Below are 22,347 nucleotides of genomic sequence, written 5' to 3'. Positions count from 1 at the left end.
TTACACTCCATTGTTAATTGTCTTGATCCCAACTCCTCAGGAGCATCGATCGTGGCCCTAATCGTGCAGAAGTACGGTGGGTCTTCCGTGGCTGACGCGGAAGCCATCAAGCGAGTAGCCCAAAGGATCGTGGCTCAGAAAAAGGCGGGACATGACGTCGTGGTCGTGGTCTCGGCCATGGGCGACACGACCGACGAACTGCTGGATCTGGCCGAACAGGTCTCCCCGATGCCTCCGGCGCGCGAGCTCGACATGCTCGTCACCGCCGGTGAGCGCATGTCGATGGCCCTCGTGGCGATGGCCATCGAGAACCTCGGGTACGAGGCCCGTTCCTTCACCGGATCCCAGGCCGGGGTCATCACCACGTCGTTGCACGGCAACGCCAAGATCATCGACGTGACCCCCGGACGCATCCAGGAAGCCATCGGCGAGGGCGCGATCTGCATCGTCGCCGGTTTCCAGGGCGTCTCCCAGGACACCAAGGACATCACGTCCCTGGGTCGTGGCGGTTCCGACACCACCGCCGTCGCTCTCGCGGGCGCGCTCAACGCCGACGCCTGCGAGATCTACAGCGATGTGGACGGCGTGTTCACCGCCGACCCGCGCGTCGTTCCCACCGCGCGGCGCATCCCGCAGATCTCCTACGAGGAGATGCTGGAGATGGCCGCCAGCGGCACGAAGATCCTGCACCTGCGCTGCGTCGAGTACGCGCGCCAGTACAACATTCCCCTGCACGTCCGCTCATCGTTCAGCCAGAAGACCGGAACGTGGATCGTTTCGGAAGTCGAGGAAAGCGAAGGCATGGAACAGCCGATCATCTCCGGGGTCTCCCACGACCGGAGCGAAGCCAAGATCACCGTCGTCGGCGTCCCTGACAAGGTCGGTGAGGCCGCGACGATCTTCAAGGCGCTCGCGGACGCCGAGATCAACATCGACATGATCGTGCAGAACGTGTCGGCGGTCTCCACCTCCCGCACCGACATCTCGTTCACCGCGCCGAAGGAGTTCGGCAAGCAGGCCGTCGCCGCCCTGAAGAAGGTCCAGGAGAAGGTCGGCTACGACTCCCTGCGCTACGACGACAAGATCGGCAAGGTCTCGCTGATCGGCGCCGGCATGCGCTCGTACCCGGGCGTCACCGCGCGCTTCTTCGACGCGATCGCCTCCTCCGGCACCAACGTCGAGATGATCTCCACCTCGGAGATCCGCATCTCGGTCATCGTCGAGGAGGACCAGGTCGACGCGGCGGTCCAGGCCGCGCACAGCGAGTTCCAGCTCGACGCCGACCAGGTCGAGGCTGTCGTCTACGGAGGTACCGGCCGATGAGCAACCGTCTTCCCACCCTGGCCATCGTCGGTGCGACCGGCGCCGTCGGCACCGTCATGCTCGACATCCTCACCCAGCGCGAGAACGTGTGGGGCGAGATCCGCCTGGTCGCCTCCGCGCGCAGCGCGGGCAAGGTCCTGAGCGTGCGCGGCGAGGACGTCGTCGTGCAGGCGCTGGCCCCCGAGGTCTTCGACGGCGTCGACGTCGCCATGTTCGACGTACCGGACGAGGTGTCCAAGGAGTGGGCGCCGATCGCCGCCGCCCGCGGCGCGGTCGCCGTCGACAACTCCGGCGCGTTCCGTCTGGACTCCGACGTCCCGCTGGTGGTGCCCGAGGTCAACGCGGAGCAGGTGCGCAACCGTCCGCGCGGCATCATCTCGAACCCGAACTGCACCACCCTGTCGATGATCGTGGCGATCGGTGCCCTGCACCGGACCTACGGCGTCAAGGAACTGGTCGTCTCCTCCTACCAGGCGGCGTCCGGCGCCGGCCAGGAGGGCATCGACGTCCTGCGCGACCAGATGGCCAAGGCCGGTTCGGACCGCGGCCTCGGCGAGAAGTCGGGCGACATGCGCTCGGCCGTCGACGAGCTCGGCCCCTTCCCGGCGCCGCTGGCCTACAACGTCGTGCCGTGGGCGGGTTCGCTCAAGGACGACGGCTGGTCCTCGGAGGAGCTGAAGGTCCGCAACGAGTCCCGCAAGATCCTGGGGCTGGAGGACCTGAAGGTCTCCGCGACCTGCGTGCGCGTCCCGGTCATCACCACGCACTCGCTGGTCGTGCACGCGACCTTCGAGAACGAGGTCACCGGTGACGAGGCCCGCAAGCTGCTGGGCTCCGCCGAGGGCGTCGAGGTCCTGGACGACCCCGCCAAGGGCGAGTTCCCGACCCCGAACGACGTCGTGGGTACCGACCCGACCTGGGTCGGCCGCATCCGCCAGTCCATCGACGACCCGAAGTCGCTCGACCTCTTCCTGTGCGGGGACAACCTGCGCAAGGGCGCCGCGCTGAACACCGCGCAGATCGCCGAGGTCGTCGCCAAGGAGTTCACCCAGGCCTAGGCCGTGTTTGCCTTGGGCCTCCGCTGCGCTTCGGCCCGTGTTCGGGCGCCAATGAGGGCAGGAACTTTCGGCACCTACGGTGTGATGGCTCGTTCCTCGCCATCCCACCTCCGGCGCCTCCAAAACCCTGCCGGCGCCCGAACGCAAACGCCCCCTGTCCAGGGCGGTGACTGAGGGCGGTGGTTCGCCCCCTCCGTGGAGGAGGCGGGCCACCGCCCTTCGCTGTGCCCGGAGAACCTGTTCCCGAGGGCTATCTCCGCACGCGCGGGCGGGCGAGGGACAGCTTGTAGAGAAGTCGGCACTGGTCGGCCGAGCCGATGAGGTCGGAGGTCTCGACGGGGCGGTCACCGCAGTAGTGGGTGCGTTCGACGACGAGGACGGGCACCCCGGGGGCGGAGTCCAGGAGCGCGGCCTCGGAGTCGCGCAGGGCGCGGACCCCGACCTCCTCCACGACCCGGTCCACGGGGAAGCCGGCCGCGCCGAGCCGTTCGAGGGGGCCGGTGTCGGCGGCGTCGAAGGGGGTGCGCAGGGTCCCGGCGGTCAGGACCGCCGGTTCCCAGGAGCGGTGCAGGGTGACCGGCTCGTCCGAGGAGAGGCCGCGCGAGGTGGTCCGGTACACGGGGTCGCCGTCGCGGAGCCGGAGCCTGGAGCTCAGCGGCGCGGTGCAGCGCTCCTGCTCGGTGCTGACCCGTTCGCGGACGAGGCGGCCCAGACCGGAGCCGGAGGTGGCGTCGGTCCGGGAGAGCCGGAAGACCTCGGGGAAGGCCCGCACGAAGTACCCGGAGCCGGGACGGGCCTCGACGAGTCCCTCGGTGACCAGAAGCCGGAGCGCGGTGCGGGAGATCTGCTCGCTGACCCGGTAGGCGCGGGCCAGGCGGGTGCGGGAGGGGAGCCGCGTGCCGGGGGTCATCTCGCCGTTGAGGATCGGCTCACGCAGTTGTTCGGCCAGCCAGAGGTACTGGGGTTGCCTGGGCACCGCTCACCCGGCCTCTGTCGTGTCCCCGGTCGGCGGGGTGGCTCTGACCGGGCACACGGGTCGGTGGTCACGGGTGTCTGTGCCGACACCGTTTCCGGCGCCGGTCCCGGGCCGGGGAGAGGGAGTGGACCTGCCAGATCGCCGAAGCTTGCCCATAGTTCCAGTAAAGCAGTGGAAAAGCCTGGTGGGGGGCGCTACCTGAAAGTAGTCGGCTCCCGCCGTGTGTGGACCACGGAATCGGAAGTGCGCGGACCGGTGCGGGGAAACGCCCGAAACCGTCGGAATGTGCGGGCCTGGCCACTCCGGATTATTACTCTGTGTATCGAGGCAACCACGTCTTGCTTGGGGGAGTCATGATCACGAACTTGTCGGAGCTGGCGGATCTGGCGAAACTGTCGGAACTGGCGGACAACACCAGTCGGACCGTCGCCTGGATGAGCGGTATCACCGGCGTCCTCGTCCTGCTCGCACTCCTGGCCCTCCTGGTCCTGGTGGTCGCGGCGGTCATCTCGGCACTGGCCGACGGCGACACCTCCGGGGGCGGCAAGCTCCTGTGGGTCATCTTCATCATCTGGTTCCCGCTGTTCGGAGCCATCGCCTGGTTCGTGGTCGGCAAGAAGGGGCACCTCAACCGCTTCCTCGGCATCGACAAGGGGCGGGCCCGCCACACGGTCCCGAGCAGCGTCGGGCAGCACAGCAACGTCGCGCCCAACCAGACCGGCCTCGGCCACGCCTGAGGCGGTCCCACCCGAGCAGGGCCGAACGGGCCCCGGGCGGCATGGAGAACCTCCACGCCACCCGGGGCTCTTGCGTGTGAACCACCCGTCACGGTTTCGGGCCCGGTCGCGAAAAGTTGTCCACAGGCTGTGGACAGAACTCTTTGTCGCCACGTCGCCACGTCGCCATGTCGACCTAGAGACAGGGGCCGGGTTCCATGACGGTCTCCAGTGCCGTGTAGCGGCCCCACGGGTCCCTGACCAGACGGCGCAGGGCGCACACGGCCGGTCGCGGGATCGGACCGTAGACGTGGGGGAAGAGCATGTCGCCGGAGACTCCGGGCGGGGGAGTGGGGGCCGCCGCCTCCCACCGCACCTCGGCGTCCACCTTTTCGGTGTCCACCACCAGCACGATCAGCGGTTCGGCGGGGTCGGAGTAGAAGGCGTTGGCCACCGCCAGCAGGGTGGCCTCGTCCGGTGAGCCGTGCAGGAACCCCTCGGTGCGGAGGGATGCGGCCTCGACGTCGCCACCGGCGCGCCAGCGGGAGAGTTCGGTCAGGTGCAGTACATGAACCATGAGCCGGACGGTACACGTTCAGCCGTGAGGAGGGGTGACAGGCGCTGGGCGGGTGTCATAATTCCTCGTCATGGATGACAAGTGGGACCCCCGGAACCTCCCCGACGGCTCCATGTCGGGCAACGGACACCAGAGCATCCGGGCACGTGTTCTCATCGGTGAGGACTACGACGGCATCATGCGTCACACGGTCACGGAAAACCTTGAGTACCTGGACGACCTGGTGAACTCCGGCGAGACGCGAGGGCTGCCGACGGACGACCCTGATGAGCTGCGCACCTGGGTCATCGGCATCCTCGACGCCGAGTACACCGCTCACCGGCAGTGGTGTCCCGCCCCGGACGGGAGCACGGACAGTGACCGCCTGACCCGCGCTTTCAGGTCCCTGGACACCTCGGGGATCATCGCCCGCGAGTTCTTCGACCGGAATCCCCGGGAGGCCAACGGCCGCCTCGCGAGCCAGGTCGCCCAGGGGCCGGGCGCCCGAGGCTACGCCTGCTACACCGCGGAAGACGGCGAGTACGCCGCGGAGGGCGGTCGGCTGTTGGTCGGCTACGGCTCCCGAGAGGGCACGCCCGAGGCCGATGCCGCCGTCGGCGCGGAGGTCACCGCGGTGCTGCGGGAGTACGGACTCGACGTCGAGTGGGACGGCGACCCCGGTCGGCGCCTCGATGTCCGGGCAGCCACCATGCGCCGGGCCGGCCGGCCGGCCCGCGGCACCGCTGAGGGTGACCGGTCACAGGAGCGGACGATCGAGGTCAGTTACCAGGACACGGTGGGAGAAGGGGGCATCGGTCAGTCCGGACCCCGGTTCGTGGACCTTCAGGAGTACCGGGAACTGCTGTACCGGCTGACCCCGGAGCCCCGTTCCTTCCTGGTTGCCTCAGCACCCTCCGGAGACACCGTCCAGGTGATGTGGGAACCGGGCCCGAAGCTGTGGGTGGAGAGTCCGAAGCCCGCCGAGGGGCGCTCCATCGGACGCCACGCCACCCTGGCCGAGGCCGCGGAACTGGTCGGGGTGCTCGCGACGGAGGACAGAGCCGACCTGAGCCTGCTGGGAGACCTGGAGACCCGGGTCTGGTGACGGGGCCCCGGAGACGTCGGAGATCCCAATGCAGTGGTTCCCGCTATCCGCTGTCGCTCGACGTGCGGAAGCGCATCGTCGCACCCTGCGTCGGCGGCCCGGGCGGCCTTGAAGGGACAGCTTTGGGGGCGGTGTCCCAAACTCGGCCCGAACGCTGTGCGGGGGCACTTCGTCCTGGGGATCTTGTCCCGGCTGGAATCGACCCCCCTGCCGAGCATCGGGTGGCACTGGCGCCACCCCCGAGGGGCGAGAGCGGCACCAGCACCACCCTCGATTGGTTCCGGCCCTCCCACGGACACGCACAGAACCACCGACCCCGGCCCACCACCCACTTCGCCGCCGCTGTTCCGGTGTAGCCAGCCACTGGCCCCGAGTCGTTTCCCGGATGACAACGCCCCCGGCCGACGGCCAGGGGCAGAGCAGTTCTTGGCGGCTCAGGCCTGTTCGGTGCGGATGGCGCCGAGGGCAGCGGACCACTCAGATCCGGCAAAGCCCAGGTGGCCGGCGTCCCGGTTCTGGGTGTCGCGGACCAGGTACTCACCAGGCAGGTCGGCGACCTCGACGCAGTCTTGAGATGCTCCGCTGTAACTGCTCTTTCTGAACTCAGGTGAGGGGTTCATCTGGTGCCTTCTTTTCGGATGTCCTCGATGATCTGGGCACTCATGACGGTACTTGCTGCCGCTCCTTGTACATCTCCGAAGGTTCCGATGTACCTGGTCACCTCTTCTGGGTCTTCTTCGAACTGACCGCTGCCCACAGTGTCCGTGTACACGATGGTCGGGTCGAGGGGTTCGGGGAATTCCAGGATGGTGAAAGCGCCGGTCATCGCGGCATGCGCGCCGACGTCGAACGGCAGGACCTGGATGTCGATGTTCTGCAGGACCCCGATGTGCAGCAGGTAGTCCATCTGACTCCGCATGACTTCAGGACCGCCGACGGGGCGGCGCAGAACCGCCTCGTCTATCACCGCCCACAGGCGGGGTGGGGACCCGTGCCGGTGGAGGATCTCGCGTCGTGTCATTCGGGCCTCGACCAGGCGGTCAAGACGTTCCGCGCTGGTGTACCGGCCGCCTCGGAAAACGGCCTCGGCGTACTCAGGGGTTTGCAAGAGGCCGGGGATGGCCTGTGGCTGGAACGTGCGGATGTGGGACGCCTCAGCCTCGAAGTCCGGGAGCGGTTCGCTGCCGAAGACGTCCCGGTACTTCCACCACCAACCCTTGACCTTGGCCGCTTTGGCGAGTGCGTGCAGTTCCTCGGCTTCCTGGTCGGGGATGCCGTACAGGGTGATCATGTCGTCGAGGTGGGTGCTGCGGACCCGCTGGGTTTCAGCGGTTTCGATCTTGTTGAGGGACGCCCGGGACACTCCCAGTCGGGACGCGGCGGCTGTGGAGGACAGCCCTGCGGCATCGCGTGCTGTTCGCAGAAGCATCCCCAAACGGCGGCGCCTGACTGTGGGGGAGTAGGTCGGTGTGCGTGTCATGATCCGCATCCTAGCGGCAAGATTTTTTCGAGCATCTCGATTTTTAGTTGTGAATAGCTATCAGATTGTGCATAGTTGATCACGCATGAGTATTGATCTCTGCTCTCAAATTTTTGGGACTGCGTTATGCCATATCTGTTCATAAAAGCCGCGCCAAAGGATGAAATGTTCGCTATGTCCTTTTCGGGAAGGCGGCGGGCGTCCCGGGTGCGTCGCTTCGTGATCCAGGACGAGGCCCGTTCGGCTGTCTCCGCTGCTCTGGGGATGGGCGTGTGAGCGCGCCGACGCTGGACCTGCCGGAGGTGACGCTGCCCCTGCTGGCAACGGTCCAGTCCAAGTACCGGCACTACTTCGAGCCGAACTCGGACCGGGCGCCCTTCCGGAACCGCCGCTACGAGTTCGGGGCCGGACCCCTCCAGATGCCGCTGGTCCGCGCCTTCCTCCACACCTGCGCCGACCGCCAGAGCCCCGACTACCGCTACCTCTTCACTCTGCTGGGCAGCGAGCTCGCCAGTAACGCGATCCGGCACACGCGCTCAGGCGAGCGGTTCGGCTACTACACCCTCACGTGTCAGCGCCTCCGCAACGGACTCCGACTGACCTGTCAGGACCAGGGCGTCAATAACCACGAGCCCTTCGATCTCGACCGCCCTCAACACCTGGCAGCCGACCCGCGCGGACTGGATCCCGACGCCACGGCCGGGCGGGGACTGGCCATGGTCAACGCGCTGGCCTCGGACTGGGGAGACAACGGCATCCCCTTCAACCGCAAGGTCTGGTTCAGCCTGCCCTACGACCTGACCGAGACCTCCTGGAGCGGCGCGGTCAGGCGCTGACCCCCACGCCGCCAAACCAGTCGCCTCGCAGCCGGGCGACCAAGAAAAAAGCTCTGGCGGGTGCGCGAACACCCCCAGAGCAGGCCGACAAACAGATCTGTGAAGAAAGCGAGTTGTCGACATGACCATTGTGCCTCACGTGAGCCCTGCCCGCTGGCAGGCGCGGATCTACCCCGGAGACCTCTCCCAGATGAGCACGGTGCGCGCGGACCTGCGCACCGACCTAACCGGGTTCGGGGAGGAGCTGGTCGAGACCATGACCCTCTGCGCGAGCGAACTCACCGCGAACGCGATCGAGCACACGCGCTCCGGCGACCGGGACGGACAGGTCCTGCGGGCGCTTCATGAGCCCGAGCCCGGTGTGCTGCGCCTGGTGGTCGTGGACGACGGAACCCGTGAGTCCTCCCCGGCGATCCCGGCGGGGCGCACCGAGGGGGAGTGGCTGACCGCCGAGCGCGGCCGGGGTCTGCTGATGGTGGAGTTGCTCGCCGTTCGCTGGGGCGCCTACCCGGTGGTCTCGTTCCCGTTCTGCGCGGACCTGGGCACGGCCGTGTGGGCCGAGTTCACGCTGGGCGGTGGGCAGGGATGACCGCCGTGGACACTCGGGTGCGCTCGGTACTGGACGCTCCTCGGGGAACCCGGTTCACTCGCACTCCGGCACCTTCTGCTCCTCGGCGGGTCGCCACGCCTTCGGAGACCTTCGAGGACCGGGAGCAGCGTCTGCTCCGGCAGATGGCGGGAAACCCCAGGGTCGCCTACCGGCTGGAACACGGCGTCACGCCCCACTGGATGACCGTCGCGAAGCAGCGCCGGGAGCAGGCGGAACGGCAGGCCGGGGAAGCGAAGCCCCACGAGGCCGAAGCCGACCCGTTCCCGCCGCTCAAACCGCGCGGTCGCCACCGGGCTCCTCGCCGGAGGGGCGGCTGGGTGGCGGCGGCGCTCACCTACGGGATGGTGTTGGCGGCCGGGATGGGGATCAGCCAGATGGCCGCTTGGCTCCTGTAGGAGCAGAAGGTCTGTCCACAGGCTGTGGATAACATCCGGTGAAGCAGAACGCCCCGGCCGGAAGAAATCTCCGGCCGGGGCGTTCTCCGCTCTGACGTGCGAGGACGTCGCGGGTTCCTACAGGATGATCCGCATGGGCTCTTCCAGGATCTCGGCGAGCTCCTTGAGGAAGGCGGCACCGACGGCGCCGTCGACCGCGCGGTGGTCCACCGACAGCTCCAGGGCGATGCGGTTGCGCACGGCGACCTCACCGTCCACGACCACGGCCTCCGGACGCATCGCGCCGACCGCGAGGATGGCGGCCTCCGGCGGGTTGATCACCGCGGAGAAGCTGTCCATGCCGAACATGCCCAGGTTGGACACGCTGAACGTGCCACCGCCCATCTCCTGCGGCTTGAGCTTGTTGTCCCGGGCCTTGCCCGCGAGCTCACGCGTGCGGGTGGAGATCTCCGACAGCGTCGCCTTGTCGGTGTCGTGCAGCACCGGCACGACCAGCCCGGCGTCCACGGCGACGGCCACGCCGACGTTGATCCGGTGGTGCTGGACCAGGGTGTCGTTGATCCAGGAGGTGTTGACCTCCGGGTGCAGCTTGAGCGCGGTGGCGCAGGCCTTGACGATCAGGTCGTTGAAGCTGATCTTCACGCCCGTGCTGGACAGCTGCTCGTTGATCTGGGCGCGGAAGGCCTTGAGGCCCTCGGCGTCGATCGCGCGGCGCAGGTAGAAGTGCGGGACCGTCTGCTTGCTCTCGGTCAGACGGCGCGCGATCACCTTGCGCACGTTGCTGGTCTTGACCTCCTCGGAACCCCGGACGTCGTCCTGGGTCGAGACCGCCTGGGCGGCGGGCGCCGGAGCCGCGGGGGCGCTCTTCTCGGGAGCCGGGGCGTCCTGGGCGGCGGAACCGTCCTTGGCGGCGGCCTCGATGTCGGCCCGCACGATCCGGCCCTTGGGACCGGACCCCTTGATCTTGGTGATGTCGAGGCCGTACTCCTTGGCCAGCCGGCGGGCCAGCGGGGAGGTACGGGGACGCTCGCCGCCGGACTCGCCGGACGGCTCACCGGCGGAGGGAGCGGGAGCGGCCTCGGCGGGCTTCTCCTCGGCCTCGGCCTCGGGCTCCTCCTCCTTCGCCTCCTCGGCGGGGGCCGCGGGAGCTGAGGACTCCTCGGGCACCGCGTCCGGGGAGTCGGCGATGAAACCGATGACCTCACCGATCGGTACGGTGTCGCCCTCGGAGACGTTCTGCTTGACGAGGTAACCGTCCTCGTAGGCCTCGAACTCCATGACGGCCTTGTCGGTCTCGATCTCGACCAGCACGTCACCGGAGGCGACCTTGTCCCCCACCTTCTTGACCCAGGTGGAGATGACGCCTTCCTCCATGGTGTCGGAGAGGCGCGGCATGTGGATCTCGCTCATTGAAACTCCCTCTACCCGACCCGTTTGCCGACGGCGCTCAGGGTCTCCTTGATCGCGGTGCTGATCGACTCGACCGACGGCAGGGCGGCGGTCTCCAGCGGCTTGGCGTAGGGCATGGGCACCTCGGCCATGGCCACCCGGCGCACGGGGGCGTCCAGGTAGTCGAAGGCCCCCTCCTGGATCGAGGCGGCGATCTCCGCGCCGATCCCGTAGGTGAGCCAGTCGTCCTCGCAGATCACCGCGGCACCGGTCTTCTTGACCGAGTCCACGAAGGTCTGCCGGTCGAGGGGGCGCAGGCTGCGCAGGTCCACGACCTCGACGCTGATGTCCTCCTCGGCCAGCTTCTCGGCGACCTGGGTGGCGACCGTGGCCATCCGGGAGTAACCGATGAGCGTGATGTCGGTGCCCTCGCGGGTCACACCGGCGCGGCCGATGGTGGCGACGTTGTCGTTCTCCGGCTGGGCGTAGTCCTCGGGGACCTCGCCCTTGGAGTTGTACAGGCCCAGGTTCTCCAGGAACAGGACCGGGTCGTCGTCGCGGATGGCCGCGCGCAGCATCGACGAGGCCTCGGCCGGGGTGCTGGGAGCCATCACCTTGAGGCCGGGGATGAAGGAGTAGAACAGCTCGATGTTCTGCGAGTGCGTCGCGCCGAGCTGCTGGCCGCCGCCACCGGGGGTGCGGATGACCATGGGAACGCTGGTCTGACCGCCGAACATCCCGTAGATCTTGGCGGCGTGGTTGATGATCTGGTCGATGGCGATCAGCGAGAAGTTGATCGTCATCAGCTCCACGACCGGGCGCAGGCCCAGCATGGCGGCTCCGACGGCCGCGCCGACGAAGCCCTCCTCGGCGATCGGGGTGTCCTTGACCCGCCGGGGGCCGAACTCCTTGAGGAGCCCCTCGGTGATCTTGTAGGAGCCCTCGAAGACACCGATCTCCTCGCCGATCACGAGGACGTTCTCGTCGCGCACCATCTCGGCCCGCAGGGTGTCCCGCAGGGCCTGGCGGTAGGTGATCACGGACATGTGAGTGGTTCCTTCCCTATTCCGCGAACACCGGGTCGGCGGGCATGCGCCGCGACTCGTTGGGTACCGGGGTGGCGTAGGTGTAGTCGAAGAGCGTGGACACGTCCGGCTTCGGGCTGTTCTCCGCGAAGTCGGCGGCCTCGGCGACCTCGGCCTTGACCGAAGCGGCGATCTCGTCGCGCAGGTCGTCGGTGAGGATCCCGGCCTTGGCCAGCTGGGCGCCGAAGATCGCGATCGGGTCGTTCTCCTCGGAACGGGCCTCGTCACGCTGCTCGTCGGTGCGGTACTTGGCGGGGTCCACCACGGAGTGGCCCTTCATCCGGTAGCTCCAGGCCTCCAGCAGGAACGGCGTCTGCTCCTCGCGGGCGCGCTCGACCAGGCGGGTGGCGGTGTCGCGGACGGCCAGGACGTCACGGCCGTCGACGCGCTCGCCCTCGATGCGGAAGGCGGCGCCGCGCTTGTACAGCTCCGGCTCGGCGGAGGACATGTCCACGGTGGTGCCCATGCCGGTGAAGTTGTTGATCACCACGAAGACGACCGGCAGGTTCCACAGCTTGGCGATGTTGAGGGACTCGTGCCAGGCGCCGATGTTGGTGGTGCCGTCGCCCATCTGGCACATGACGACCTCGTCGCCGCCGCGGTAGGTGACGGCCAGCGCCGCACCGGTGGCCAGGGGGAGCTGGCCGCCGACGATGCCGTAGCCGCCGAGCATGCGGGTCTCGGTGTCGTACATGTGCATGGAGCCGCCCCAGCCCTTGGACACGCCGTCGGAGCGTCCGTAGAGCTCGGCCATGACCCGCTTGGGGTCCATGCCCTTGCCGATCGCGTACCCGTGGTCACGGTAGTTCGTGAACAGGTAGTCGCGCTGCTGGAGGGCGGTCATCAGACCGACGACGGTGGCTTCCTCGCCGAGGTTGAGGTGGCAGTAACCGCCGATGCGGGCCTGGGTGTAGGCCTGTCCGGTGCGCTCCTCGAAGCGGCGGATGAAGAGCATCTGGCGGTAGTAGTCGAGGAGGGTCTCCGGTTTCTCGTTGCCGAGACCGGTGTCCTTGCGGCTCCGGCGCCGGGACGCGGAGGCCCGGGCGGTGCCGCCCTTCGGCTTGGCCGTGTCAGCCATGGTGTGCCTTTCTACGTGCGCGAAAGGCCTCGCCCCTTCGACCTGTGGGCCGGAGGGCGGGGCCCGGCCGGACCCCGCTGTCGGGCGTGGTCCGGGCGTGTGCCGCCGCCGGGCTCATCGGCGGCGACACTGTGGCTGTTGCGGGGCGCGTACGCGGTCGGGCCGTGGCTGGGCCCGGTTGCGGACGCGAAGCGAGTCGGGTCGCGTGTGCAGTTGTTGCGCCGAAAACCCTTGACGGCATTGCTTCCCGGTCTGGAGTGCCGTAAGCATCCGCCGGGAGGCCGGCCGAGTTCGTTCACCGGCCGGATGAACGACCCCGTACCACCAGGGGGCACGCGCGTATGGGTGTGACGTGCGTCGCGCACACTCTACGGTCTGATCGATGATCGATCAATACAACTTTACGCCAGATGCCCGAAGTTTGGTGCAAAGGTGCAGGTGGGATCGGAGAACTCGATCGGCGAACGGAACGGGTCTGTTGCCCGTTGGTCACCGACTGCCCTCGTGTGTCTTGAGCGCGGCCTCGACGTAGTTCAGGACGTGCTCGCTGAGCATCTGCCCCACGGCCGGATCCCCTTCGCGGAAAGCCCGCGTGATCTGCGCGTGGTCGGCGGCCTTGGCGTGCAGCTCCATGTTGAGCCAGCGCACGGACAGGGCGGTCCACACCTCGACGCCGAGGGACTCCCAGGTGTGCAGCAGCACGCTGTTGTCCGCGGCCCGCACGACCTCGCGGTGGAACTCCACGCTGTGCTTGATCTGCTCGGTGACGTCCCCCTGGGCGGTGGCGCGCTGGAGCGCCTCCACCTCGCGTTCCAGGGGAGAGGGGTCCTCGGCCAGGCGCGGCGCGGCCAACTGTGCGGCCACCAGCTCTAGACCGGCGCGGACGGGGTAGATCTCCGCCATGTCCTGGACACCGAAGGCCCTGACCCTGGCGCCCTTGTTCGGCACGGTCTCGATGAGTCGCAGAGTCTCCAGCTCGCGGAGCGCCTCACGGACCGGAGCCTGGCTGACGTTGAGCTCCGTCGCGATCCTGCGTTCCACGATGCGTTCGCCGGGCTGCCACCGCCCGGACAGCAGGCCCTCGACCAGTACCTGCCGGATCTGCTCCCTCAGCGGCTCGCGAGCCAGTTTCGAGGGGTCGTCCGGCAACTGTGGGAGGTCGACCATCCAGGGCCCTTCCGTTTCCCGGCCCGTGCACGACCAGCACACGAGCCGACACACTCCAGCGTCTGACAAGCTCCTTGAAGAGTGCCACACGCACACGGGTCGGCCGGACGTGCGGCCTCGAAGCGCTAACGGAACCCTCACGAACCGGTCGCGTCCGAGTGAAGAGGACGGGGCCTGAGTGTGAGATTCGGGCAAAGTCCGAGGTGGACGGGTCACACTTGACCCGCAAGAACACCAATGAGGGCAAGTGTCCGGGTAGGCTCGCATGTTGGCAATAACTACCCAAAGCCGTACGGAGAGTTACCCACGTCACGGTGATGGCCCGACGAGAGCGCCCTGAACTGCGCTGACCGAACCCAAGCGGTAACGAGTTCCACCGCAGACGCCACTGTCGACCAGTTCCGTTCCTCGGACGTCGAGCCTGTACGGCGGCCGGTCACGACCACCGTGAACCAGTCCGAAGGTTCGACCGTCGAACGGGGTGTAAGGGGGAAAGCCCCCGGTACGTTACCAACACTCGTATCGCCTACACCCCGAGTCGGCCCCGAGGACGTCAGGATCAGTCCCAACAACCGCGGCTAGCCCGTCCCCCAACGCCTCAGCAGTGCCACAGGCAAGCCCACGACGTGTGAGACAGCTCTGAGCACATGACGCATTCTTCGAGGACCCGGCATGCGCGGTCCAGACAGTTGACAACGCCGCACGAGCCGGAAGAGCCGCAGGAGCCGGAACGGCGCAGGCCCGACCCCGGCCCCTACAGCGGCCCCATTCCCGTGGTGCGGGCCAAGGAGCACGCGCCGGGGCCGCCCGTCGTGCGCGCGGTCAAGTGGCCGAGTGTGAGCGAGATCGCATGGGGGCTCGCCTCGGACCGGATCGCGATCATGCTCTTCGTGGCGCTGATCGTCATGACGATGCTGGCCGCGGGGCCTCTTCATCCGGTCGACAAGTTCCTGAACGAGTTCCCGCGGCCCTACTGGGACCTGCTGCGCGAGCCGCTCATCTTCTGGCCGGACAACGTGGCCTCCCGTTACGTGGCTCTGCCGGTCCTGGGCGTGACCACACTCCAGCTGGCCTACTGGCACCGCAGTTGGAGACCGATCATCCTGGGGGCGGGCGGCGTCTTCGGGATGATGTCGATGGTCTCCGTGATGAAGCTGCTGTTCAGCCGGGGCCACGCCAAGCACTACGACCCGGACTTCTTCATGGGGCCGGGCAACGTCGCCTTCCCCTCCGGGCACGGGGCCAACGCGATCCTCATCTACGGGCTGGTGCTGTTCCTCATCATCAGGTTCGGCGCGGCCCGGCCGCACATCATCAAACGGTTGGCCTACTGCATCGTGGGCATCGCGCTCCTGCAGTCGACCGTGTCGGTCTACCTGCACTTCCACTGGTTCACGGACCTGCTGGCCGGGATGATCGCGGGCGGCTTCGCGCTGAGGCTCACGATCCGCCTGGACCGGATGATCCCGCACGGCCGCACCGTGCAGTGGTGGCCCTGGTACGGCCGCGAGACCGAGGCCGCGCCCTAGATTCCACGCGTCACCGAAGAACGCCCGTCGGACTCTCCGGCGGGCGTTTCCCGTGTCCGGGGTCTTGTCAGGAATACCCCTAGGGGGTATATGTGTTCCTAGGGCGCGCGGACCAGGCGGACGTCCGTGTATCAGATACCCCAGGCGGGTATTTTTGAGAACGGAGGGGAGTCGACATGAGTACAGGTCAGCACGGTCCCGAGCAGGACGGGGACAGCGGGGGACACGGCGTTGAGGCCCACGACGGGCACGGCGTCCACGGCGTGGAGGCCCACGATGGACACGGCGGCCACGACGGGCGCGGTGAGGGGGCTCACAGCGGGCACGACGCTCACAGCGGGCACGGTGGCCACGGCGGGCACGGGGACCACGCCGCGATGTTCCGCACCCGGTTCTGGTGGAGCCTGCTCCTGAGCGTGCCCGTGGTGTTCACCAGCCACATGATCTCCGGGTGGCTCGGTTACCACGTACCCGAAGGGCTCACCTGGGTGGCTCCGCTCCTGGGCACCGTCGTCTACCTCTACGGAGGCTGGCCGTTCCTCGCCGGGGTCCCCGCGGAGCTGGGCGCCCGCAGGCCCGGGATGATGACCCTGGTCGCGATGGCGATCACCGTGGCCTTCGGGTCGAGCACGCTCGCCACCTTCGGGGTCGTCGGACCGGAACTCGACTTCTGGTGGGAGCTGGTCCTCCTGGTCGTGGTGATGCTCCTCGGCCACTGGCTGGAGATGCGCGCCCTCGGCCAGGCCTCCGGGGCGCTGGAGGCCCTCGCCGCCCTGCTGCCGGACCGCGCCGAACGCGTCGGCCCCGACGGCGGGATCGAGGAGGTCCCCGCCGCCGAGCTGGGCTCCGGGGACACCGTCCTGGTCCGCTCCGGCGGCCGGGTCCCCGCCGACGGCACCGTCGTCCGGGGCAGTGCCGCCGTGGACGAGTCCATGATCACCGGAGAGTCCCGCACGGTCACCCGCGCCGAGGGCGACCGCGTGGTCGCCGGGACCGTCGCCACCGACTCCACCGTTCGCGTGCGGGTGGACGCGGTCGGTGACGACACCACCCTCGCCGGGATCCAGCGCCTGGTCAGCGAGGCACAGGAGTCCAGGTCGCGTTCGCAGGCGCTGGCCGACCGGGCCGCAGCGCTGCTGTTCTGGTTCGCCCTGACCGCCGCCGTGATCACCGCCGTCGTCTGGGGCCTCGTGCTCGGCGACGGCAGCCAGGCCGTCGAACGGACCGTCACGGTGCTGGTCATCGCCTGCCCCCACGCGCTGGGGCTGGCCATCCCGCTGGTCATCGCGATCTCCACGACCCTGTCGGCGCGCAACGGCATCCTGGTCAAGGACCGGCTGGCGCTGGAGCGCACCCGGCTCGTGGACACGGTGCTCTTCGACAAGACCGGAACCCTGACCAAGGGCGCCCCTGCGGTCACCGGTACCGCCGCCGTCGGCGGACAGTCCGAGGAGCGGGTCCTGGCCCTGGCCGGGGCGGTCGAGGCCGACTCCGAGCACCCGCTGGCCAAGGCGATCGTCCGGGCCGCCCGTGCCGTGGGCCCGGTGCCCGAGGCCGCCGACTTCCGCTCCCTGACCGGACACGGGGTCCGTGCCACCGTCGAAGGAACGGAGGTGCACGTGGGCGGTCCCGCGCTGCTGGACTCCCTCGGCGCCGACGAACCCGCCGACCTGGCGCGGAGCACCGGCCCCTGGCGCGACCGGGGCGCCACCGTCCTGCACGTCGTGGCCGACGGATCGGTGATCGGAGCACTGTCCCTGGCCGACGAGGTCCGCCCCGAGTCGGCCTCCGCGGTCCGCCGGCTCCAGGCACAGGGGGTGCGTGTGGCGATGGTGACCGGCGACGCCCGCAACGTCGCGGACGAGGTCGCCCGGAAACTCGGCCTGGACGAGGTGTTCGCCCAGGTGCTGCCGGACCAGAAGGACGCCGTCGTCCGCGACCTCCAGGAGCGCGGCCACCGGGTCGCGATGGTCGGCGACGGGGTCAACGACGCACCGGCCCTGGCCCGCGCGGACGTGGGCGTCGCCATCGGCGCCGGGACCGACGTGGCCATCGAGTCCGCCGGTGTGGTCCTGGCCTCGGACGACCCGCGCGGGGTGGTCTCCGTGCGCAGGCTGTCGAAGGCCGGGTACCGGAAGATGATCCAGAACCTGGTGTGGGCCGCCGGGTACAACATCGCCGCGGTCCCGCTGGCCGCCGGTGTGCTGGCTCCGGTCGGGATCGTGCTCGCCCCGGCGGTCGGCGCGGTGCTGATGAGCCTGTCCACGATCATCGTCGCCCTCAACGCCCAGCTGCTCAGAGGGCTGGACCTGCGCCCCACCGACTGACCCGGGCCCGGTTCGCGGAGGGCCGCGCCCACCGGTCCGCGGACCCCGCACGGCCCGGTTCGCGGTCCCCGCGCCGCTTCGCCCGCGGCCGACCACGGCCACCGGTCTGGACCTGGGGGGTGCGGGGTGCGACCATTGTGAGTGCCGCGGACTCCCTCTTGTAGCGGGAGAGGGCTCACGGCGAAGGCCGCCGCCTCGACCGGTTACGAGGCGGCGGCCGCTTGCCGTTCCGGGAGCGGGGTCAGGAACAGGTCGCCCGGTGTTTCACGTGAAACACCCAGGGTTTCCGTCAGTCGCTCTGACCTGCGGTTCCGTGCGGGCGCACAGGGGTCGGCCAGCCCATGCAGTGGCCCATCGCGCGGTGCCAGCGGTTGCCGCGCAGGTTCGGTTCGAGGGCGGCCAGCGCGGCCGCGTACTTGCTGAACCGGGCCTCGCGCACACCGAGCTCGTGCAGCCGCCGTTCCGTGGCGGTCAGGCCGCCCCGGGTCTTGACCTCCAGCAGGACCACGTCCGGCCGCATCCGCACCTCCCAGTCGCCGCGGTACCCGACCAGGCCGTGGTCCACGGTCATCCGCTCCTCCCCGGAGAGGGCCACCACCGTGGTCCGCCGGTAGTCGGTCACCGCGGAGGGCAGCAGGACGTCCGGCGGGGTCAGGCGGCAGTGGCTCAGCGACCGGTCCAGGAAGTCCCGGGTGCGCCAGGTCAGCCGGTCGACGGGGGCGTCCATGGGCAGCTCGATGCGCACCTTGTCGGTGATCCCGCGGGAGCCCTTCAGCTTCACCTCGAACATCCTCGTACGGGTCTCCACGTAGGTGCGGGTGCGCACCTTGTAGCGCAGCCGCCGACCCTGCCGGTGGTCGTGGAAGGTCCGCAGGTCCGGGGTGTCCAGGTAGGTGGACGAGTACAGGAAGGACGTACGGCCGTCGATCTCCAGCACCCCGAACCCCCGTTCCGACCCGGCGAACAGGGCGGGCAGCAGCTCGGCGGGGAGCAGGTACTTGCGGCAGGTGCGGGTGACCAGCGCGGCGCGTTCGTTGATCTCGGCCAGGGACACGGGCCGCAGCCGTTCCAGGCCGGGCGGCCTCTCGGCCGACCCGGCGGCGGGGGAGGGGCCGGCGGGGGAGAAGTCGAGGCTCAACGGTCACCCCACCATGCGGGCATCGGCCGACGGCGTTCGGAGGACGGGCCGGGGACCGCGCCCAGCTTCGGCTCCTGGAAGCGCACGTCCACCACCATGAGGTCGCGTACGTAGTCGACCTCGGTGACGTCCACGTGCCGCACCCGTCCGCGCAGCCGGCCCTCCAGGTCCTGTCGGAGGGCCACCGGGTCCTCGTGCACCACGTCCAGGGTCATGATCCGCCGCTGGGTGCGGGCCAGCAGCTTCGGATGCCCGGCCGCGTACAGGGCGCCCAGCAGCAGGGCGTTCAGCCCCAGCATGAGCCACGGCGCCGGCGCTGCCACCGCGTTCACCAGGCCGAGGGCGATCGCCACGAAGTAGTAGCCGATCTCCCCCTGGCTGATCAGGTCCGAGCGCAGCCGCAGGATCGACAGCACCCCGAACAGGCCGAAGCCGACCGCCAGGCCCACCTCCTGCTGGGTCAGCATCGACACCACCGCGAAGATGCCGACGTTGAGTGCCACGTAGGCGAGCACCAGGTCCCGCCGGCCGTGCCGGCGGAAGTAGAGGGCGTAGGACAACACCGTGATCGCGGTCAGGTCGACCGCCAGAGCGAACCAGAACATGTGACCATCGTGGGCAGCGCCGGTGAGGCCTCCATGAGCGCCGCATGAGGGAACCCTCATCTTCGGAGGGCGGGGCTGTCACCCCTGCCTCACCGGCCGACCCGGCCATCCCTGCCCTGCCGGACCGGTCACCCCTGCCGGACCGGTCACCCGGTCAGCCGGTACCCCATGCCCCGCACCGTCACGATGCGCTCCGGACCCACCTTGCGGCGCAGCGCGCGCACGAACACGTCCACCACGTTGGACCCCGGGTCGTAGTCGTAGCCCCACACGTGCGACAGCATCTGCTGCCGGGTCATGACCTGCCCCGGGTGCCGCATGAGCAGCTCCAGCAGGGCGAACTCCCGAGCGGTGAGGTCCACCGAGTCCTCACCCACCGACACCCGGCGGGTCCGCAGGTCCAGGGACAGCCCGCCCGCGCGCAGCACCGTCAGGTCGGCCGTGCGCTCCGTACGCATCCGCAGCCGGACCCGGGCCAGGAGCTCCTCGAACCTGAACGGCTTGGTGACGTAGTCGTCGGCACCGATCTCCAGTCCCGTCACGGTGTCCCGCACCCCGTCCCGCGCGGTCAGGATCACCACCGGGACGTCCACACCCAGGGACCGCACCCGGCGGAGCACGTCGAAGCCGTCGGTGTCCGGCAGTCCCAGGTCCAGCAGCATCAGGTCGAACCCGCCGGTGACGGCGTAGTCCACGGCCTCCGCGCCGGTGCCCACCACCGTGGTGGTGAACCCGCTGGCGGTCAGGCCCTTCTGGACGAACGAGGCGATCCGCTCCTCGTCCTCGACGATGAGTACCCGGCTCACAGGTGTTCCCTTCCAATGCGGCTGTCGGCGGGGACGCAGGGGATGACGAGGGTGAAGGTGGAGCCGGCGCCGGGGGCCGAGCGCAGGTCCACCCGGCCGTGGTGCGCCTCGGCGATGGCCCGGACGATGGCCAGGCCGAGCCCGGCGCCGCGCTCACCGCGTGCGGTGCGCCCGCCTCGGGAGAAGCGTTCGAAGATGCGGCCCTGCTCCTCGACGGGGATGCCGGGCCCCTGGTCGGCCACCCACAGGCGCACCTCGGAACCGCTGGTCCGCGAACCGATCCGCAGGGTGGAACCGGGGGCGGTGTGCCGCACGGCGTTGGCCGCGAGCTGCACCATCGCCTGGGTGACGCGCTGCGGGTCCAGCCGCACGGTCTCCTCGGCCAGGGCCTCCAGCCGCCAGTCCCGGTCGCCGAGCCGGCGGACCTTGGCGTCGATGTCACTGGTGAGCTCGGCCAGGGAGACGGGTTCGGGGCGGACGAAGTCGGGCTGCTGGGCCTTGGCGAGCAGCAGCAGGTCCTCGACGATGCGGCCCATCCGGTCCAGCTCGTCGGTGACCAGCCGGACCACCTCACGGCGCTCCCCGGGGTCGTCGCCCATGAGCTCCAGGTGACCGCGCACGATCGTGATGGGGGTGCGCAGCTCGTGGCCGGCGTCGTCGACGAACCGGCGCTGCGAGGTGAACGCCCCCTCCAGGCGGTCCAGCATGCTGTTGAACTGTTCGGCCAGTGCCGCGATGTCGTCGCGTCCGGACACCTCGATGCGCTGGGTGAGGTCCTCCTCGGAGATCTCCGCGGCGGTCTGCCGGACCAGCCGGACCGGGGCGAGGATGCGCCCGGCCACCCACCAGGCGGCGGTGGCGGCGGCGACCAGGCCGAGCACGCTCACCAACACGAGGGTTCCCATGGTTCCGGCGGTCGTGTCGTCGTCCTGCGCGGTGAAGTAGCCGATCACGAACCACCCGGCCGGGCCGCTGCCGCCCTCCGGCGGAAGCGCGCGGATCTTCTCCCATTCGACCGGCCCCGCCGGGGTGTCCAGCACGCCGCGGGCGTCGGGGGAGTCCAGGACGGCTTCGACCGAGCCCGGATCGGCGGACAGGTCGTACGGCGGCTCCTGCCCCTGGCGGATGCGCCCGGGGTCGGGGTCGGCCGCGCCCCGGTCGCCGCGTGAGGCCGACTGTCCCTCGGCCTGCCCCGCCTCTCCGGCCGCGTCCGGTTCCTCGACCCAGCCGAAGAGGATCTCGGAGTCCTCGGGGTACTGGCGCTCCAGGTGGACCCGGATGAGGGGGGCGACCCCGGTGAAGGCCTCCCCGGTCTCGGGATCGACGCCGACCGCCGCGAACTCCTGGAACTCGGCGATCTCCTGGGCGAGGGCCCGGTCGACCCGCTCGTCGGTCCGGGCGGTCAGGGCGCTCCAGGTGACGACGTTGACCAGCACGAGGACGGCGGCCATGAGCAGGACCACCCACACCATGATGAGGAGCCGGGCGGGCACCCGGCGACGCTGGGGGAGTTCGGGCTGGGGCCCGCGCATGACCAGCGTGGGGAAGAGCGAGGTGTGGCCCGACGGGCCGTCGTGCCCGGCAGGGGAACCTCCGGGCCCGGACCCGCCGACCGGGACGTGCACGGTGGTGGCGTCGGGATCCGCACCGTGTGACCCGTGGGGGCGCTCAGTCGTCATCGTCGTCCCCGTTCTCGTACCGCGCGTCCATGCAGGCCTCCCACCAGTCGTCCCACTGGTCCTCGCCCCAGGCCTCGTGGTTCGTGTCCCCGTCGAGGCAGTCGAAGGGGAACCCCGTCGGCGCGGGGTCGGGTGAAGACTCGGGAGAGGGGCTCTCGGAGGCGTTCTCCCCGCTTCCGTCCGTAACCGGAGGGGGAGCGCCGACCACGCCCTCGTCGGAGGGCTCGGCGGTGCCGGCATCGGGGGACTCGCCGACCACCACCTCCGCGGCGGGTCCGGGGTCGGGGTCGCGCAGGAACATCGCCCAGAGCAGGGCGGCGGCCGTGACGAGCACGATCGTCAGCGCCCCGACGGCCAGCGGCACCAGAGGTGATCTCATAAAGGTCGAGCTTCCTCGAGGAAGACGGCGCCAGCATGAAGCGGACGTGAGGAAGTCTTCATCTTCGCAGCTGGACGCCGCGCTTACGGAAGTGACCTGCCCGGTGGGGG

Annotated in this window: 23 protein-coding genes; 9 read left to right on the top strand and 14 right to left on the bottom strand. The window is 69.5% G+C overall.

From position 1 onward, the window contains the following. Window positions 1-51: 51 nt before the first annotated feature. Together D458_RS0117295 and D458_RS0117290 are read left to right on the top strand one after the other, a co-directional pair. Complete coding sequence (locus D458_RS0117295) at window positions 52-1,323, top strand: aspartate kinase (RefSeq protein WP_083936344.1); 1,272 nt, start codon at window positions 52-54, stop codon at window positions 1,321-1,323. Next, window positions 1,320-2,381 (top strand): aspartate-semialdehyde dehydrogenase, encoded by a 1,062-nt coding sequence (locus D458_RS0117290; protein ID WP_017588012.1) that lies wholly within the window; start codon window positions 1,320-1,322, stop codon window positions 2,379-2,381. The genes D458_RS0117295 and D458_RS0117290 overlap by 4 nt, the downstream gene beginning before the upstream one ends. Window positions 2,382-2,631: 250 nt before the next feature. Here the strand turns inward: D458_RS0117290 and D458_RS0117285 are convergent, their stop codons facing one another. Continuing rightward, window positions 2,632-3,357, bottom strand: a complete 726-nt coding sequence (locus tag D458_RS0117285) for a GntR family transcriptional regulator (RefSeq protein ID WP_017588011.1) — start codon at window positions 3,355-3,357, stop codon at window positions 2,632-2,634. Window positions 3,358-3,710: 353 nt separating this feature from the next. Here D458_RS0117285 and D458_RS0117280 point away from each other — a divergent pair, with 353 nt between their 5' ends. Then, the gene (locus D458_RS0117280; RefSeq protein ID WP_017588010.1) at window positions 3,711-4,094 is read left to right on the top strand and encodes a PLD nuclease N-terminal domain-containing protein; all 384 of its coding nucleotides are present in this window, start codon (window positions 3,711-3,713) and stop codon (window positions 4,092-4,094) included. 175 nt (window positions 4,095-4,269) lie between these two features. Here the strand turns inward: D458_RS0117280 and D458_RS0117275 are convergent, their stop codons facing one another. Beyond that, window positions 4,270-4,650 carry a DUF952 domain-containing protein gene (locus D458_RS0117275; RefSeq protein WP_017588009.1) on the bottom strand — a complete coding sequence of 127 codons (381 nt, stop codon included), beginning with the start codon at window positions 4,648-4,650 and terminating at the stop codon, window positions 4,270-4,272. A gap of 70 nt (window positions 4,651-4,720) precedes the next feature. Here D458_RS0117275 and D458_RS34890 point away from each other — a divergent pair, with 70 nt between their 5' ends. Next, complete coding sequence (locus D458_RS34890) at window positions 4,721-5,734, top strand: DUF6891 domain-containing protein (RefSeq protein WP_017588008.1); 1,014 nt, start codon at window positions 4,721-4,723, stop codon at window positions 5,732-5,734. A gap of 434 nt (window positions 5,735-6,168) precedes the next feature. On the opposite strand, the gene D458_RS0117265 is transcribed toward D458_RS34890, so the two are convergent. Then, the gene (locus tag D458_RS0117265) at window positions 6,169-6,354 is read right to left on the bottom strand and encodes a DUF397 domain-containing protein (protein WP_017588007.1); all 186 of its coding nucleotides are present in this window, start codon (window positions 6,352-6,354) and stop codon (window positions 6,169-6,171) included. Continuing rightward, window positions 6,351-7,214: a helix-turn-helix domain-containing protein gene (locus tag D458_RS0117260; protein WP_026119404.1), complete on the bottom strand. Its 864-nt coding sequence runs from the start codon at window positions 7,212-7,214 to the stop codon at window positions 6,351-6,353. The genes D458_RS0117265 and D458_RS0117260 overlap by 4 nt, the downstream gene beginning before the upstream one ends. 272 nt (window positions 7,215-7,486) lie before the next feature. Between D458_RS0117260 and D458_RS0117250 the strand changes: the two genes are divergently transcribed. From D458_RS0117250 to D458_RS0117240, 3 genes are all read left to right on the top strand, one after another. Further along, window positions 7,487-8,050, top strand: coding sequence for an ATP-binding protein (locus tag D458_RS0117250; protein ID WP_017588004.1), 564 nt, complete (start codon window positions 7,487-7,489; stop codon window positions 8,048-8,050). 121 nt (window positions 8,051-8,171) lie between these two features. Continuing rightward, window positions 8,172-8,639: an ATP-binding protein gene (locus D458_RS0117245; protein WP_040702532.1), complete on the top strand. Its 468-nt coding sequence runs from the start codon at window positions 8,172-8,174 to the stop codon at window positions 8,637-8,639. After that, window positions 8,636-9,055 carry a hypothetical protein gene (locus D458_RS0117240; RefSeq protein WP_083936343.1) on the top strand — a complete coding sequence of 140 codons (420 nt, stop codon included), beginning with the start codon at window positions 8,636-8,638 and terminating at the stop codon, window positions 9,053-9,055. Before D458_RS0117245 ends, D458_RS0117240 begins: the two co-directional genes overlap by 4 nt. A gap of 117 nt (window positions 9,056-9,172) precedes the next feature. Here the strand turns inward: D458_RS0117240 and D458_RS0117235 are convergent, their stop codons facing one another. From D458_RS0117235 to D458_RS0117220, 4 genes are all read right to left on the bottom strand, one after another. Beyond that, window positions 9,173-10,465 (bottom strand): dihydrolipoamide acetyltransferase family protein, encoded by a 1,293-nt coding sequence (locus D458_RS0117235; protein ID WP_017588001.1) that lies wholly within the window; start codon window positions 10,463-10,465, stop codon window positions 9,173-9,175. Between the two features lie 11 nt (window positions 10,466-10,476). Next, window positions 10,477-11,490: an alpha-ketoacid dehydrogenase subunit beta gene (locus tag D458_RS0117230; RefSeq protein WP_017588000.1), complete on the bottom strand. Its 1,014-nt coding sequence runs from the start codon at window positions 11,488-11,490 to the stop codon at window positions 10,477-10,479. Between the two features lie 16 nt (window positions 11,491-11,506). After that, window positions 11,507-12,607, bottom strand: a complete 1,101-nt coding sequence (gene pdhA / locus D458_RS0117225; RefSeq protein ID WP_017587999.1) for a pyruvate dehydrogenase (acetyl-transferring) E1 component subunit alpha — start codon at window positions 12,605-12,607, stop codon at window positions 11,507-11,509. Between the two features lie 489 nt (window positions 12,608-13,096). Continuing rightward, on the bottom strand, window positions 13,097-13,774 hold the full coding sequence (locus D458_RS0117220) for a GntR family transcriptional regulator (protein WP_017587998.1): 678 nt from the start codon (window positions 13,772-13,774) through the stop codon (window positions 13,097-13,099). A gap of 812 nt (window positions 13,775-14,586) precedes the next feature. Between D458_RS0117220 and D458_RS0117215 the strand changes: the two genes are divergently transcribed. Next, the gene (locus D458_RS0117215) at window positions 14,587-15,303 is read left to right on the top strand and encodes a phosphatase PAP2 family protein (protein WP_017587997.1); all 717 of its coding nucleotides are present in this window, start codon (window positions 14,587-14,589) and stop codon (window positions 15,301-15,303) included. Between the two features lie 131 nt (window positions 15,304-15,434). On the opposite strand, the gene D458_RS0117210 is transcribed toward D458_RS0117215, so the two are convergent. Then, a complete protein-coding gene (locus D458_RS0117210) occupies window positions 15,435-15,674 on the bottom strand; it encodes a hypothetical protein (protein WP_017587996.1) in 240 nt (79 codons plus the stop codon). A gap of 6 nt (window positions 15,675-15,680) precedes the next feature. Between D458_RS0117210 and D458_RS0117205 the strand changes: the two genes are divergently transcribed. Then, the gene (locus D458_RS0117205; RefSeq protein WP_017587995.1) at window positions 15,681-17,630 is read left to right on the top strand and encodes a heavy metal translocating P-type ATPase; all 1,950 of its coding nucleotides are present in this window, start codon (window positions 15,681-15,683) and stop codon (window positions 17,628-17,630) included. Between the two features lie 289 nt (window positions 17,631-17,919). Here the strand turns inward: D458_RS0117205 and D458_RS33655 are convergent, their stop codons facing one another. The 5 genes from D458_RS33655 to D458_RS0117180 all read right to left on the bottom strand — a co-directional run bounded on the left by D458_RS33655 (window position 17,920) and on the right by D458_RS0117180 (window position 22,237). Next, entirely contained in the window at window positions 17,920-18,768 is an 849-nt protein-coding gene (locus D458_RS33655) for a polyphosphate polymerase domain-containing protein (RefSeq protein ID WP_017587994.1), read from the bottom strand. After that, window positions 18,765-19,373 carry a DUF4956 domain-containing protein gene (locus tag D458_RS0117195; protein ID WP_017587993.1) on the bottom strand — a complete coding sequence of 203 codons (609 nt, stop codon included), beginning with the start codon at window positions 19,371-19,373 and terminating at the stop codon, window positions 18,765-18,767. The genes D458_RS33655 and D458_RS0117195 overlap by 4 nt, the downstream gene beginning before the upstream one ends. A 146-nt stretch (window positions 19,374-19,519) precedes the next feature. Then, window positions 19,520-20,179 carry a response regulator transcription factor gene (locus tag D458_RS0117190; protein ID WP_017587992.1) on the bottom strand — a complete coding sequence of 220 codons (660 nt, stop codon included), beginning with the start codon at window positions 20,177-20,179 and terminating at the stop codon, window positions 19,520-19,522. Further along, a complete protein-coding gene (locus D458_RS0117185) occupies window positions 20,176-21,858 on the bottom strand; it encodes a sensor histidine kinase (RefSeq protein WP_017587991.1) in 1,683 nt (560 codons plus the stop codon). Before D458_RS0117185 ends, D458_RS0117190 begins: the two co-directional genes overlap by 4 nt. Beyond that, entirely contained in the window at window positions 21,848-22,237 is a 390-nt protein-coding gene (locus tag D458_RS0117180; RefSeq protein WP_026119402.1) for a hypothetical protein, read from the bottom strand. Before D458_RS0117180 ends, D458_RS0117185 begins: the two co-directional genes overlap by 11 nt. Between the last annotated feature and the right edge of the window lie 110 nt (window positions 22,238-22,347).

The sequence above is a fragment of the Nocardiopsis ganjiahuensis DSM 45031 genome, assembly GCF_000341085.1.
Lineage (GTDB): Bacteria > Actinomycetota > Actinomycetes > Streptosporangiales > Streptosporangiaceae > Nocardiopsis > Nocardiopsis ganjiahuensis.
Note: the sequence above shows the minus strand (reverse complement) of the source record. Positions and strands in the feature narration are given on the sequence as shown.